The following is a 13,508-nucleotide window of genomic DNA, read 5'->3' as shown; positions in this document are numbered from 1 at the left end:
GATTGTGGGCGCTGTGATCCATCGGTGCTGCGACCGGAGCCGCCCCAGTCGATGGCGCCGGGGCCATCATCCGGTGGTGCTGATGGGGATCCATCTGCGCCTGGGCCACTGGAGCCATAAGGGCAACCAGTGCCGCAGCGGCAAGAAGAGGCGATCGCATTGCGGGCCTTGGCGATGACGTATCTATACGATGCAGCCTCCTGTAGGTGGAGAGTCAAGTGGTGATGGCTGCCCCCATGAAGATCGGTGAGGTGGCTCGGCATTCCGGCCTCACCGTGAAGACGATTCGCTTCTACTGCGATGAAGAGCTGATCCATCCCATCAGCCGTAGTGAGGGCGGCTACCGGTTGTTTGGCGATGAGGTGTTTGCGGAGCTGGCCCTGATCCGCACCCTCAAAGCGATGGACATCCCGCTGCAGGACGTACTCCAGATCCTGGAGTCGCGACGCTCGGGAGTGTGCACCTGCACGACACTTCAGGACACGATCCGCACCAAGGCAGGTGAGATCGTTCATAAGATCGCCGCCTTGCGCGACCTGCAAAGCGAACTCGAAGATCTGCTCAGCCGCTGGCAGGACTGCGGCGGCCGCAAGGGCTCAGCTGCCTGAGCCACCGAACCACTGCCGGTACCACTGGGCCATTTGCTCGATCTCCTGGCTCTGTACCCGCACCATCGCCGCCTTCAACTCGCGCAGCTGCGGGTGTTGGGTGTTCCCTTCGGCGTGAGAAGCCATCATCACGCCCATGCGGTGGTGCGGAATCATCTGCTCGATGAAGGTGCGATCGAAGTCGGGCGCACTCTTGAGGGCTTCCAAGCTGGTGCCCATGCCGGGCATGCCCAAGCCCATACCCATCCCACCGCCCATGCCCATGCCAGGGCTCATCCCCATCCCGTGCACGGCCCCGATGCCCCAGGCAGGCACGTCAGTTCCGTACCACTGGCGATACCACTGACGCATCTGGGAATTCTCCTGGCTCTGACTGGTGCGGATCTTCTCCGCCAGCGCGCGGATCTCCGGTCGCTTGGAGCGCTGCAGGGCCAGCTCCGCCATCGCGATCGCCCCGTCGTGGTGGGGGATCATCATCACGATGAAACGGGCATCGACTGAACGTTGACCCATCGGCATGCCGCCCCTGCCACTACCAGAGGGCATCGCGGTGGATGGAGCCAAGGTTCCGGATCCAGCACTAGGGGCGCTGGATTCCGCCTGAACGCAGCTCGCCAGAACCAGCCAGGCTGCTGCCGCTTGGGCGATGGCTTTCAACGAACTTCGGCTGCCTGCGCCGCAACGATTCAGAAACCGAGCCATGGGCACCTCCTTTGAGCTGCTGATTTCATTTTGGCCGGATTGGGCGGCAGGACGCTCCGATGCAGCACAAGAGACTCAGGACCGCTGGCGAAACCGAGCCTCCACGCAGGCTGGCAGTGGTGATGGACGGGGCGCAGAGCTCCATTTGGGCTGATGAGGCTGAAGTGTCTGCATCGAGCCACTTGGTCAGCCGAGAGGCCGTACCGGATCAGGGCAAACGCCTGACAGCAGAAAGCCGCAGCGAAAACGTCGCGCCGTGTCCCGGTGTCGACTCCACGCGGATCACCCCGCCATGGCGTCGGGTGATCGCCTGAGCGATCGCCAATCCCAATCCCGTGCCCCCTTGCTGACGGCTGCGGGCGGGATCGAGGCGATGGAAGCGCTCAAAGATCAGGCCCTGCGCCTCCGCTGGGATACCAGAACCGCTGTCCTGCACGAACAACTGGATCTCCCTGCCGTGTCGCTGCAGACCCACCAGGACCGTGCCGCCAGGCGGGCTGTGCTGCAGGGCATTGCTTAGCAGGTTGATCAGGAGGCGGCTCAGCTCCGATTCCACCCCCAAAACGGTGGCGTCGCCCACCTCGATCGCCGCTTGCAGGGTCACCGCCGCTGCTGCGGCTGCTTCGCTGAAGTCCTCCAACACATCCGCGCAGATCTCCGCGAGGTTGCAGAGTCGCCGGTGGCTGCCGTTGGTGGGCTGCTCCAGGCTGGCGAGCAGCAGCAGATCGGCGACCAGTTGTTGCAACCGGCGGCCCTGGTTAAGCATTCGATCCAGGCCCGTCGCCGAAGGGGCTTCTGCCGCAGGCCGCCCAGTGCTGAACCGCCCTGCCGGAGCTTGCCCGGGCAAGCGGTGCAGGGCATCCCGTTCGGCCTCCAGGAGAGCCAGCAGATTGGCCAATGGTGTGCGCAGCTCATGGGCGACATCGGCACTGAACTGTTCCTGCCGGCGGTAAGCCTCCAGCAGGGGAGCCATCGCCAGGCCCGCCAGCCACCAGCTGGCCAGTGCCATTCCAGCCATCGCCAGAACGAAGACCCCATGGCCCCACCACCACAACCGTTGGGCCTCGGCATCGAGGTCCACCAGGCTGCGACTGATCTGCAGGTAGCCCCAGTCCTGCTGGGTGCTGCCATGGGAGCGGTGCAGGTGGATCGTGTAGGTGAGTTGCCTGGACCCATCGCTCCCCTGGTGTTGCAGCAAACCCGTATGCGGCACACCAGAACCCAACTGAGGAGCCCCTGGCGAAGTGGCGATCAAGGCGCCCCGGGGGTTGAGGATCCGCAGCTGAAAGCGAGAAGGATCAGTGGCGCTGACCGCGTGGATCGGGTTCCGCACACCGCTCGCCCACCACGCACAACCCTGGCAACACAAGGCTGAGGGCGGCCGTGGGCTGGGGCACCGGCGGCAAGGTGGGTTTGAGGCTGTCGTGCAGCGTGCCGGCGAGGGTTTGCAGCTCCCGCTTGATCGCCGTTTCCTGCTCGTGCAGCAGCAGCCGCGCCATCACAAATCCGGATGCATAGAGGATGGCACCCATCACCAGCAAGGACAGACCTGCCAACCGCAGCCGTGCACGCCAGAGCAGGGTCGGCGCCATAGGACGGGGCGTGGTCATGCCTCTGGCGGCAGCTGGGGATGGAAGCGGTAGCCCTTGGATGGCACCGTTTCGATCGGCGAGGGCAGCCCCTGGCCCGCCAGCTTGCGCCGCAGCAGTCGCACCTGGGCGGCAACCACATTGCTCACGGGGTCCTGGTGTAAGTCCCAAAGCTGATTGCGCAGGCGTGATCCCGGGATGATCTGATCCGGGTGTTCCAGGAAATAGGCCATCAACTGCTGCTCCTTGACTGAGAGGTCCACGGACACAACACCGATGCTGGTGCTCACGAGCAGCTGGCCCTTGGCGGGATCAAGCCGGTAGCGGCCAGCTTCCAGCAGGGGCTCGCGATAGCCCGGATGGCGACGTTGCAATGCCCGGAGGCGAGCCAGCAACTCCTCTATGGCAAAGGGCTTGCTCAGATAGTCGTCGGCGCCGGCGTCGAGGCCCTCCACCCGATCGGAGGTCTGGGCGCGGGCAGTGAGGAGCAGCAGCGGCAGTGTGAGGCCTGAGCCGCGGGCGCGCCGGCAGAGCTCAGGGCCGGTCAGCCCCGGCAGCATCCAGTCGACGATCGCCAGGTCGTAACGAGCTAGCTCACCGCTGAGCAACGTCCAGCCCGCTAGTCCATCGGCGCAGTGGTCCACCACATGGCCCTGGCGCTGCAACACCGCCTGGATTGCGGTGGCCAAATCCTCCTCGTCTTCCACCAGCAGGATGCGCAGCGGCATCAGGTTTCGGTCCTGGCCGGCAGATGCTAAGGAGCGCAGGCGATTTCACCTGTTTTTCATCGCAACTCCGGCATCCTCCGCGGGTTCTTGTCCTGCCCCTGCGGCAGCAGCAGCATGCGCGCTCTTCTTCTGGCCGGCGGCCTCAGCCTCGGAACCCTGGCCCTTGGTGGGTTAAGCCCGGCCGTGGCCCACGTGGGTCATGGCGATGAGTTTCAGCAGCAGGGGAACGTGCGCCAGGTGAAGGCCAGCGCCGAGATTGATTCCATGCTGGGGATCACCACCGCTCCTGCCACGGAAGCCGGCGGCGTGGTCTCCATACCGGTCGCTGCGGTGGTGGATGCGGATGGCAAGCCCCTGGCCTTCGTGAAAAGCGGCACCACCTACGACCCGGTGTTCCTCCAGACCGGCGCCAGCCAAGGCGATCAGATCACCATCACCGACGGCAGTATCGCGCCTGGAGACGAGGTGGTGACCCAGGGAGCCCTCTCGCTCTACGCCGAATCGAAAAAGAGCCAGAGCGCCGTGGCCGCCAACGGGGCAACCCCTGCCGCTGCTTCTGATGCCCCAGCCACCCCAGCCGCGGCCGCGCCCTCGGCCGCCGGAGGCCTCAACCGCCTGGTGATCGGGGCCGGTGCTGTGGTGATCGTCCTTGGTGCTGGGGTTGTGGTCTCCCGGCTTGGCAAGAAGAACTAACCCTCGATCCTTGCGCGCTCTCCGCCTCCCAAGCCTTTCCCATGCTGGAACGCCTGCTCAACCAGACACTGCGCACGTCCATCGCCAGGCGCTGGCTAGTGGTTGTGGCCGCCGTGCTGATCACTCTTTGGGGCCTGTCGATCCTCAGCCGGATGCCCCTGGATGTCTTTCCCCAGTTCGCCCCTCCCCAGGTGGATGTGCAGACCACAGCCGATGGTCTGGCACCAGAAGAGGTGGAACAGCGCATCACCGTGCCGATCGAATCGGCCGTCAATGGCCTGCCGGGTGTGGAAACGGTGCGCTCCTCCTCGAAGGTGGGTCTCTCGATGGTTCAGGTGGTCTTCGATCAGAGCGCCGACATCAATCGGGCGCGGCAATCGGTGGCGGAACGCCTGCAACAGATCGAGGCAGAGCTGCCTGCCCAAGCCAGCTCCCCGGCAATCTCACCCCTCGTCTCTCCCCTGGGCACGATCCTGCAGTACGCCTTCACCCTGGAGGGCGGCGGCCCCACGACGCCGATGCAGTTGCGCCGGATCGTCGCCACCACCTTCAACAACCAGATCCTGGAAGTTCCCGGTGTCTCCCAGGTGACCCTTTATGGCGGTGAGGAGGCCCAGCAGCAGATTCAGATCGATTCTCAGCGACTTCAGGCCCGCCAGGTGTCGTTGCAGGCCGTGGCTGAGGCGGCAACGGCCGCCAGTGCCAATGCCCCGGGCGGTTTTCTGATCGCCGGCGGGCAGGAGAAGCTGATCCGCGCCAGCGGCCAGGCGGGCAGTCGTGAGGATCTCGCTGATTCCGTGGTGACCAACAGCCAAGGCCAGGCGCTGCGGATCGGTGATGTTGCCGAGGTGCGGCTGGCCAGTGCCCTGAAGCGCGGTGATGGCAGCTTCAACGGCAAGCCGGCGGTGGTGCTGATGATCAACAAACAGCCCGACATCGACACGCCAAGGGTGACCCGTGAGGTGGAGGCCCGGATCGCCGCCCTCAGCAAGACTCTGCCGGGTGACATTGAGGTGACGCGCACCTTCCGGCAGGCCAATTTCATTGACACGGCCATCAAGAACGTCAGTGCGTCCCTGATCGAAGGGATCCTGATCGTGTCCGTGGTGATGGTGCTGTTTCTGATGAACTGGCGAACCGCCGTGATCACCCTCAGCGCCATCCCCCTGTCGCTCGTGATCGGGCTGATGTTGATGCGCGCCTTCGGGCTGGAGATCAACACCATGACCCTCGGTGGTCTGGTGGTGGCGATCGGCTCGGTGGTCGACGACGCCATCGTCGACATGGAGAACTGCTACTCCGGGCTGCGCCGCAACCAGGTGGCCGCCCAGCCCAGAAATCCCCTGCAGGTGGTGTTCGAAACCTCCGTGGAGGTACGCCAGCCGGTGCTCCTGTCCTCCGTGATCATCGTGGTGGTGTTCGCCCCGATCTTCAGCCTCTCGGGAGTGGAAGGGCGGATCTTTGCGCCGATGGGTCTGGCCTACCTGTTCTCGATCGCGGCGTCCAGCCTGGTGGCGCTCACGCTCACGCCAGCGCTCTGCGCCATCCTGCTGGCGAACACACGCCTTCCAGCCGAGAACACCTGGGTGGCCACCTGGGCGGAGCGGGCCTACAGGCCCTTGCTGGAGTTCTCGCTGCTGTCGCCCAAGCGGGTACTGGCCGCTGCTCTGGCATTCGTTGTGGTGGCCTGTGCCATCTTGCCGAGCCTCGGGCGGGTGTTTCTACCGGAGTTTCGTGAGAAATCTTTGGTGAACTCGATGGTGCTCTATCCCGGAGTGTCCTTGGAGATGACCAACCGCGCTGGGCTGGCGTTGTCCAACACCCTCAAGGCCAGCCCTTTGTTCGAGTGGGTGCAGGTGCGAACCGGCCGGGCCCCTGGTGATGCCGATGGAGCAGGCGTGAACCTGGCCCATGTGGATGTGGAATTGAGCGACGAGGCGATGAAGGATCGCCCTACTGCCATTGCCGAACTACGCAACGCCTTCCTGAAGCTGCCCGGAGTGGCTCCGAACATCGGCGGTTTCATCTCCCACCGGATGGATGAGGTGCTCTCAGGAGTCCGCAGTGCGATCGCCATCAAGATCTACGGCCCCGATCTGGCGGAGCTGCGCAGGATCGGCGAGCAGGTGCGCGATGCGATTGAGCCGATCCAGGGAGTGGTGGATCTGCAGCTCGAACCCCAGTTGCCGATCCAGCAGGTGCAGATTGCCTTCGATCGCAAGGCCGCCACGGCCAACGGGCTGACGATGCAGCAGCTCGCCGATGCGGTGGAGATCGCCCTGAACGGCAAGACGGTGGGCCAGGTGGTGAGCGACGGCACCGACCGCACCGATGTGGTGGTGATGCTCCCCGAAGACTCCCGCAACAATCTCGATGCCCTGCGAGCTCTACCGATCGCTACCCCCGCAGGCACCATGCTGCCGCTGGGAAGCCTGGCCCGCATCGACTACGGCCTGGGCGCCAATGTGGTCAACCGGGAGGACGTATCGCGGTTGATCGTGGTGTCCACCAACGTCAGTGGTCGGCCGCTGGGCACGGTTGTCGCCGACATTCAGAACACCATCGACAGCAAGATCAAACTGCCAAGCGGCTATCTGATCCGCTACGGCGGCCAGTTTGAGTCGGAGGAGCGGGCCACCACCAACCTGCTGCTCTACAGCCTGTTGGCCATGGTTGTGATCGCCGTATTGATGTTCGTGGCAGTGAAATCACTACCGGCCACGCTCGCGATCCTGATCAACCTGCCGCTGGCTCTAGTCGGGGGTCTGGTGGCCATCCTGCTCACCGGAGGGGTTCTCTCGGTGGCCTCCTTGATCGGCTTCATCACCCTGTTCGGTGTGGCGGTCCGCAATGGCCTGCTGCTGGTTGACAACTACAACCGCCGCCATGCGGAAGGCATGGAGCTCAAGGAGGTGATCCGCGCTGGCAGCCTGCAGCGCCTCAATGCGATCTTGATGACGGCCCTCACCTCTGCCCTCGGCACGCTGCCCCTGGCTTTGGCCTTTGGGGCCGGAAACGAGATCCTGCAGCCCCTGGCGATCGTGGTGCTGGGTGGTCTGATTACCTCCACCCTGCTGACCCTGTTGGTTCTCCCTGCGCTCTACGCCCGTTTCGGCCGCTGGTTGCTGCCCAGGGCTATCTCTGAAGCATGAGAACAGAGCGTCCAGGGCAGTTAGCCGGCCTCGGTGCAGCCGTGCTGTTCGGCTGCAGCGCGCCGCTGATCAGCACCCTCACCGGCTCGGGCTCGGCCCTGAGCATCGCCGGGCTGCTCTACGCCGGCGCCACCCTGGGCTTGCTGGCGGTGCGGTTGGTTCGCGGTAACCGGGCGGAAACCCCGATCCGCCGTGAAGACTGGCCGGCCCTTGCCGCGCTCACCTTGCTGGGTGGCGTGGTGGGTCCAGTCGCGCTCGTGCTGGGTTTGGCCCGCTTGCCGGCTGCCACCAGTTCGCTGCTGCTCAACCTCGAGTCCGTGTTCACCCTGGCCATCGCCGTGCTGCTGGGGCGTGAGCACCTGGGCCGACGGGGCCTGGCTTCGGCTCTTCTCACGATCGTTGGTGCTGTGGTGCTTTCGCAGGGATCACTCAGCGGAGCCAATGCCCTCGGCGGCGCCCTGCTCGCCCTGGCCACCCTCGCCTGGGGCATCGACAACAACCTCAGCCAGCGCCTGAGCCTGCGCGATCCCATCCAGATCGCCACCGCCAAGGCGGCGGGGGCGTCACTGCCCATGCTGGTGTTGGCCTTGCTGCTGGGGCATGCCTTCCCGCCACTGCCGCTCACCCTGGCGCTGCTTGGCATCGGCGCCCTGGGCTACGGCATCTCGATCTGGCTGGATCTTCTGGCCCTACGCGACCTAGGAGCCGCCCGTGAAGCCGTGCTGTTCTCCACCGCTCCGTTCGTAGGGGCACTGTTTTCGGTTGTCGTTCTGCGGGAATCCCTCTCCGCACCCTTGCTGCTGGCGACGGGGCTGATGGGCTCCGGAGTGGTGCTGCTGCTGCTCGAGCAGCACAGCCACAGGCATCGCCACGAACCGCTGCTTCATGCCCATCGCCATCGCCACGATCCCAGCAGTGGCGATCCTCACCACGAGCACGATCACACCCCGGAAGAGTTGAAGGGTCTGCCCAGCGAGCACCCCTTCTGGCATGCCCATGAGCACCGCCATCGGGAGCTGGAGCATGGCCATCCGCACGTGAGCGACGCCCACCATCGGCATCGGCACTGAACTCAGAGTCGGACGTGACCTTCAATCGCGGCAAGATTTGGTTGTGTCCTTTTTTTGTCGAAGCCAGGATCTGGCATCACGGCTGAGCAGGCAAATGCCCGGGGCCAACGCACTGGGCTTTGCTGTATTTACCCCTGTCTGGTGAGCACGTGCTGCATCACCTCCAACAATCCATCGGTCAGTGGTCGATGGCAGCCCAGGCGGTCGATCCAGATTGCTCCAACCAACAATTCCTCAGCGCTGACGAGGGCCATGTCTTGGCCCTCCAGCAGCTGCAGCTGCTTTAGCGGCACCGACAGCTCGGTCCGGAACACATGGGCCGTGCGCCGGTGGATGTGATTCAACCTCACCAGCTCCACAGCGAGGTGCTGCTAGTTGATTGCCTCTAGCGCTGCCGCCCTAGCGCCGGATCGGCTGCAGGAGTTTTGTAGTGAGCTGATGGCTTACGACGCCTGTTGATAAAGCTCCTCCAGCCGCTCCCGGCTGAAGTCGACGTAGAGGACCTCGTCACCGGGCTCGGGAGCCTCGGGATGGCGCCTTGGCTTGCCGCCACTTCTTTGGGATGCAAGAGAAGCGGAGCCGCGTAGGTTCTGACTCATCAAGGCAAAAGCTCCACCGGCGATGAGCGCAAAGAAGATCAGGTAGACAGCAGCCAGGAGGTCGTTCAAGGGGTGGAAAGCTCTTGCCGTAAACCTAGTGCAAAGAATTGTTAACTGCTGGCCACTTTGCCGCAATCCCATGAATCCAATCCCTCAAGTTTTGAACTGAACAGCGGAGACTCGCAGCAGCGCCTGGCCTGCAGTCCCCGCCGATGTGGCTGCGGAAAATCGGCAGAGGGGCTTGAGAAGCAGCACGGTTCCCATCCGAGTCCCCTGTGCTGATGAGGCTGGAGGCTTAGCTGGCTGTGGAACGAGCGCGAACTAGCAGGCCATCCGTCGGCGAGGGGCTAGGAATGACCCTGAGCGTCAGGTCCTGATCCGCCTCCAGCGCCAAGGTCACCTGTTTGAGCAGCCCCACCGCCAGCAGCCGGATCTCCAGCTCCGCAAGCGCCTTGCCCAGGCACACCCGCTCACCACCTCCATACGGCAGCAAGGTAACCGTGGTGTCACCGTCCAAATGTCGCTGCGGCCGGAAGATTGCCAGATCCTCCGTATCGGCCCCATGGCGCTGGCTGGCAGCGATGCTCACCTGCACCACCCGATCGGCTGGTACCAGTACACCCGCCAGGGCAATCGGCTCCCGGGTGCGGCGGAAGAAACCACCCACCGGCGGGGTCAGCCGCATCACCTCCTTCACGACCGCATCGAGCCGCGGCGCCCGCGTGGCGTCGGTGACGCTCCCAGCCGCCCCCTCCTCAGGCGGCCACGGCAAGACGTCGAGTTCCTCCCTTAGCCAGTCCAGCTCGGCTGGGTGTTGCAGCAGGGTCAGAAGCAGACAGCTCAGGGCGGAGGCGGTGGTTTCGTAGCCGGCAAACAGCAGCAGCAGAAGCTGCTCCGCCACGTCGTCGTCGCCCAAGGGGAGACCGGCTTCATCCAGGCCACCGGCCAGCAGATCAAGGCCGCCAGCGGCGATGGGTGCTCCAGAAGCCATGGCGGCCTGCGCCTTCTTGAGCACAGCGCCTAGGCGCTTGAGCAGACGTTGGCGGGCTTGGCGGGCACGGGCGTAGGGGCTGCCGGGCAACGCCAGGGGAAGTGAGAAGAGACCCTGGCACCAGGTTTCAAAATCCACGAACAGGGCTTCGCGATCGATGGGGTCAAGCCCCAGCACCGTGCTCGCAATCACGCTGAAGGCAAAACGCCGCAGCTTTGGCACCAGGGCCACCGGCGCGTCTGAAGCGAGCAGCTCCTGGCTGAGCTCTTTGACCAGCGCCACGATCGTCGGGCTGTAGCGCTTGAGGGCAGCAGAGGCGAACAGCTGGCCCACCACCCGGCGGCGGGCTTTGTGGTCGGCGCCGTTGCGGTTCGCCAACGACAGGGGCCCCAGCAGCTCACGCACACTGTCGGGCCACCAGCCCTGAACCGCATCGCCCTGGGCAAACAGGTCGCCGATCGCCTGACCGCCGCGAATGAATACGGTCCGTTGCCCCAGCAGGCTGGTTTCGTACACATCCCCGTAGCGCTCGAAGCGGGAGCGGGCGAAATCAGGATCGCGAAAGAAGGCAAGGGTCTCGAGCACTCCGCTCAGCGCTGGCGTGCTCGGCAGGGGCTGGAGGGTGGCGGGATCGAGGGGCACCAACGTCAGCTGGAATAGCGCCAAGGATGTCGGATCACAGCCGGCACCGCGCCGCCACAGACACGCAGCGGTTCAGAAAAACAGGATGCTCAGAAGAGGAAGGCGATGCAGAGGCTCACCAGGGCCAGCCCTGCCAGACCGGTGGCGGCGAGAAGCGAAAAGGATTGAACCACCGGCAGCTCCAGCACGGCCCAAACCTAAAGCAATCCTTAAGGCCCGCAGTCATTCCGGCCTGCTAACGCTGCAATCCTTCACGGCAGCGGAGGCCCGGCGAGAGGCAGCGATCCCTGCAGCGCGGGCCAGCCAGGATTTGCGGGTGATGGGGCTTGGGCTGATCCGCACCTGACAATGGCGTTCAGCTGATCGAAGGACTTGGTTCGAGATCCAGATTGTTCCCCCAGATAGCGGCGAAATGCTGATCTACCCGCGCCAATCGGCCTAGGACTAAGTGGAGATTAAAAGCTGAAAGTTCGCCGTCGGTGCTCCATTTCAGGCAAGTGATAGGCATACAGCAGCCTGCGCTGATCGATCTGTTGGTCACTGGGCGGCCCGGAGGCATCAGGCCGCTAACGGCGGAGCTGGGAAGACCGTTAGGCAGTCCTCCACCACAAGGCTGTGGTCGGCCTGGTTGTCGACCTTGAACCGACCCCAGGTCGCCATCGGATCGGAGCTAATCGCTTGCGACGGCCATACGAGGCGTTGGCCGCCGTAGGTCAGCCCCACACAAGTGAGGCTGGCGTCATCGCCCAGCAGGCTCCAGAGCACGGAGATCAGGCTGCGGTCGTAGGGCGCAGAACTCAGCTCCTCAGGACAATCGACGATCGAGCCCGGCTTCAAGGTGAGGTGCAGGCCACGCTCCCAGCTCAGGAAGGTGCCGTCGTGGGTGGGGTAAAACCAGCAGGTGGCGTTGCTCAGCTCGCTGAGCGCCACGCGATCGAGGCACCGCAGGCAGGTTGGGTCCTCCGGATCGCCCTGGTAGACACCGAGCCAGTGGTGCCGGGGTTCGATCCGAACCACTAGGGCGGCGCAGAGCAACTGAGTGCCATCACTGCTGCGGCGTTGCTCCCCGGTAAGACGACCATCGAGGGGAAGCAGCCCCAGATCGGGATGCTCAGCGCCCCGGTTGAAGATCCGCAGAGCGAAACCAGTGGAGGGCCCTGCGGCCTGCGCTTGCTGCAGAACCTCAAGAGTCGAGGTGGAATCAGGCAGCTGTGGTGCAGGGGCCACCACAAAGATCAGCGGTGGGTTCATGGCGATAGCCGGGAGTGAGGGCAATAGCTGGTTAGCCAAATAATCAAACGTTGCAGGGAGCAAGCAAAAGCCAAGGATGCTTCCAGCAATTTGCCCCTACCGACTCGGTCCCTGTTGATCGAGGGAGGTGAGTCAAGAGGAAGAAGGCAAAAGCAACACGCCCGCTCATCCGCGGGCGTTGGAGTTGACGGTCACCGGGATGGCGCGCAGCTCGCCAGCGTCCAGTGAGGAGAAAGCAGGCTCAAAGTCATTGGTCGCGCTGAGGTCGTCGAGCACGACCGGCACGATGCCGGCATCGAAGGAGAAGCGACCGGGGCCGTTGAACAGCAGGGCGAGGCTGCCGCCAAGATAGAGGACCACCAGCTCAAGCACATAGATGTTGAATCCGGCAGTGGAGATGTGCTGATAGGCCGCCACCGTCATCGTGCCGCTGAGGGCCAAGGCACCCACGGGCGTAAGCAGGCCGAGAATCACCAGCCAGCTGCCGATCAGCTCCGAGAAGCCGGCGGCGTAGGCGAAGAACAGCGGGAAGGGCAGGTGCAGCGAGGCCACATAGGTGTTGGCGAACTGCTGGGGATCGGCGAGCTTCTCTTGGCCGTGGTGAATCATCAGTCCGCCGATGCTCAGGCGCAGCAGCAGCAGACCGACGGAAGCCAGCAAACCTGGGCGCTGCAGGTAGGCGCGGACGGCAGGCGCCACTGCTGCTACTAGCCCAGCCAGAGGTGCAGACCTGGAGGCAGGAATGTCAATCGCGACGAACCTGTTCATCGAGATGAACCAAAGGGCGACACAGGCGGCCATGAAGCCGCCGAACAGTTCGAGCAGGGTGTACGTGGACATGGGGCGGGAGGTCGTTTTCAAAAATCATGGCAAGCTTCATTAAGGAACGTGAAGCGCCGCGGACATCCATCCCAGCCCTGTAATGGCAGAGCTTCCGGGCGGCGACTCGGTGCCCCAGGCCTCACGGAGGCTCCGCCAGGCCGCCAGGATGTAACTAGTTCGTTACAAACCGATGACCACTGGCGAGCTGTTCCTTGAGAGCCTGAGCTCCGGGGTTATCACCCAATCGGAGATCGACTGGCTGCTGAGCCAGCAAGATCACTTCGCCAGGACTGAGCAGGCCGCGATGCAGCGGCTGGGCCGCCTGCTCGATCAAGGGGAGATCCAGCTGGGCTGCCGGGTCGCACCGCAGCCACATCTGCAGCTCCAGGTGCTGAACGAGTGGACCGAGCCGCTCGGGCCAAGGCGCCGATCCTCCCTGGCCCTTTCTGCCTGACGACAAGTCGACAGGAGGGGCATTTCCAGTTGTTCCGGCTGGATCGCCCGCCCATCAGCGCTGAAAGCCAAACGGCTCAATTGTGCGGCTAGCCGCCAGAATTGAAGCTTGCACAGGCCCTTTTTAGCTTAAGACTATTTGCAGCGTGGATATATAAATTGTTCTTGAAATAGGAAGATGCAGCATAAACACTCGGATCACATCTCT

General features: G+C 64.0%; 14 protein-coding genes. 5 read left to right on the top strand and 9 right to left on the bottom strand.

The window, feature by feature from the left end:
• The first annotated feature begins 206 nt into the window (after positions 1-206).
• Entirely contained in the window at positions 207-608 is a 402-nt protein-coding gene (locus KBY74_RS10770) for a MerR family transcriptional regulator (RefSeq protein ID WP_254942701.1), read from the top strand.
• On the opposite strand, the gene KBY74_RS10765 is transcribed toward KBY74_RS10770, so the two are convergent.
• The 4 genes from KBY74_RS10765 to rppA all read right to left on the bottom strand — a co-directional run bounded on the left by KBY74_RS10765 (position 597) and on the right by rppA (position 3,621).
• Entirely contained in the window at positions 597-1,172 is a 576-nt protein-coding gene (locus KBY74_RS10765) for a DUF305 domain-containing protein (RefSeq protein WP_254942700.1), read from the bottom strand. The two genes, KBY74_RS10770 and KBY74_RS10765, sit on opposite strands and share 12 nt — an antisense overlap.
• A 346-nt stretch (positions 1,173-1,518) precedes the next feature.
• On the bottom strand, positions 1,519-2,565 hold the full coding sequence (locus tag KBY74_RS10760; protein ID WP_254942699.1) for a cell wall metabolism sensor histidine kinase WalK: 1,047 nt from the start codon (positions 2,563-2,565) through the stop codon (positions 1,519-1,521).
• A gap of 43 nt (positions 2,566-2,608) precedes the next feature.
• On the bottom strand, positions 2,609-2,920 hold the full coding sequence (locus KBY74_RS10755; protein ID WP_254942698.1) for a hypothetical protein: 312 nt from the start codon (positions 2,918-2,920) through the stop codon (positions 2,609-2,611).
• On the bottom strand, positions 2,917-3,621 hold the full coding sequence (rppA, locus tag KBY74_RS10750) for a two-component system response regulator RppA (protein ID WP_254942703.1): 705 nt from the start codon (positions 3,619-3,621) through the stop codon (positions 2,917-2,919). The genes KBY74_RS10755 and rppA overlap by 4 nt, the downstream gene beginning before the upstream one ends.
• A gap of 120 nt (positions 3,622-3,741) precedes the next feature.
• Here rppA and KBY74_RS10745 point away from each other — a divergent pair, with 120 nt between their 5' ends.
• From KBY74_RS10745 to KBY74_RS10735, 3 genes are read left to right on the top strand one after another with little or no spacing between them, the layout of a single operon-like run.
• Positions 3,742-4,320 (top strand): hypothetical protein, encoded by a 579-nt coding sequence (locus tag KBY74_RS10745; protein WP_254942697.1) that lies wholly within the window; start codon positions 3,742-3,744, stop codon positions 4,318-4,320.
• Positions 4,321-4,361: 41 nt separating this feature from the next.
• Positions 4,362-7,472: an efflux RND transporter permease subunit gene (locus tag KBY74_RS10740; RefSeq protein ID WP_254942696.1), complete on the top strand. Its 3,111-nt coding sequence runs from the start codon at positions 4,362-4,364 to the stop codon at positions 7,470-7,472.
• Positions 7,469-8,542, top strand: a complete 1,074-nt coding sequence (locus KBY74_RS10735) for a DMT family transporter (protein ID WP_254942695.1) — start codon at positions 7,469-7,471, stop codon at positions 8,540-8,542. The genes KBY74_RS10740 and KBY74_RS10735 overlap by 4 nt, the downstream gene beginning before the upstream one ends.
• Positions 8,543-8,670: 128 nt before the next feature.
• Here the strand turns inward: KBY74_RS10735 and KBY74_RS10730 are convergent, their stop codons facing one another.
• The 5 genes from KBY74_RS10730 to KBY74_RS10710 form a co-directional block, all read right to left on the bottom strand.
• Positions 8,671-8,892, bottom strand: a complete 222-nt coding sequence (locus KBY74_RS10730; protein ID WP_254942694.1) for a hypothetical protein — start codon at positions 8,890-8,892, stop codon at positions 8,671-8,673.
• Positions 8,893-8,985: 93 nt separating this feature from the next.
• Positions 8,986-9,210, bottom strand: a complete 225-nt coding sequence (locus tag KBY74_RS10725; RefSeq protein WP_254931581.1) for a hypothetical protein — start codon at positions 9,208-9,210, stop codon at positions 8,986-8,988.
• A 226-nt stretch (positions 9,211-9,436) separates the two neighbouring features.
• Positions 9,437-10,726 carry a cytochrome P450 gene (locus KBY74_RS10720; protein ID WP_396123177.1) on the bottom strand — a complete coding sequence of 430 codons (1,290 nt, stop codon included), beginning with the start codon at positions 10,724-10,726 and terminating at the stop codon, positions 9,437-9,439.
• Between the two features lie 606 nt (positions 10,727-11,332).
• Positions 11,333-12,025, bottom strand: coding sequence for a hypothetical protein (locus KBY74_RS10715; RefSeq protein WP_254942693.1), 693 nt, complete (start codon positions 12,023-12,025; stop codon positions 11,333-11,335).
• Positions 12,026-12,190: 165 nt separating this feature from the next.
• Positions 12,191-12,865, bottom strand: coding sequence for a DoxX family protein (locus KBY74_RS10710; protein WP_254942692.1), 675 nt, complete (start codon positions 12,863-12,865; stop codon positions 12,191-12,193).
• 172 nt (positions 12,866-13,037) lie between these two features.
• Here KBY74_RS10710 and KBY74_RS10705 point away from each other — a divergent pair, with 172 nt between their 5' ends.
• Positions 13,038-13,301, top strand: a complete 264-nt coding sequence (locus KBY74_RS10705) for a hypothetical protein (RefSeq protein ID WP_254942691.1) — start codon at positions 13,038-13,040, stop codon at positions 13,299-13,301.
• The last annotated feature ends 207 nt before the right edge of the window (positions 13,302-13,508 follow it).

Source organism: Cyanobium sp. A1C-AMD, from assembly GCF_024346495.1.
Classification (GTDB): Bacteria; Cyanobacteriota; Cyanobacteriia; order PCC-6307; family Cyanobiaceae; genus Cyanobium_A; species Cyanobium_A usitatum.
The sequence above is the reverse complement of the archived record's forward strand: the minus strand, read 5'-3'. Positions and strand labels throughout refer to the sequence as shown.

Excerpts from the sequence above, each read along its gene's own strand:
- KBY74_RS10755 (WP_254942698.1), bottom strand. The coding sequence starts at position 2,920 with ATGACCACGCCCCGTCCTATGGCGCCGACCCTGCTCTGGCGTGCACGG.
- KBY74_RS10745 (WP_254942697.1), top strand. The coding sequence starts at position 3,742 with ATGCGCGCTCTTCTTCTGGCCGGCGGCCTCAGCCTCGGAACCCTGGCC.
- KBY74_RS10740 (WP_254942696.1), top strand. The coding sequence starts at position 4,362 with ATGCTGGAACGCCTGCTCAACCAGACACTGCGCACGTCCATCGCCAGG.
- KBY74_RS10735 (WP_254942695.1), top strand. The coding sequence starts at position 7,469 with ATGAGAACAGAGCGTCCAGGGCAGTTAGCCGGCCTCGGTGCAGCCGTG.
- KBY74_RS10715 (WP_254942693.1), bottom strand. The coding sequence starts at position 12,025 with ATGAACCCACCGCTGATCTTTGTGGTGGCCCCTGCACCACAGCTGCCT.
- KBY74_RS10710 (WP_254942692.1), bottom strand. The coding sequence starts at position 12,865 with ATGTCCACGTACACCCTGCTCGAACTGTTCGGCGGCTTCATGGCCGCC.
- KBY74_RS10705 (WP_254942691.1), top strand. The coding sequence starts at position 13,038 with ATGACCACTGGCGAGCTGTTCCTTGAGAGCCTGAGCTCCGGGGTTATC.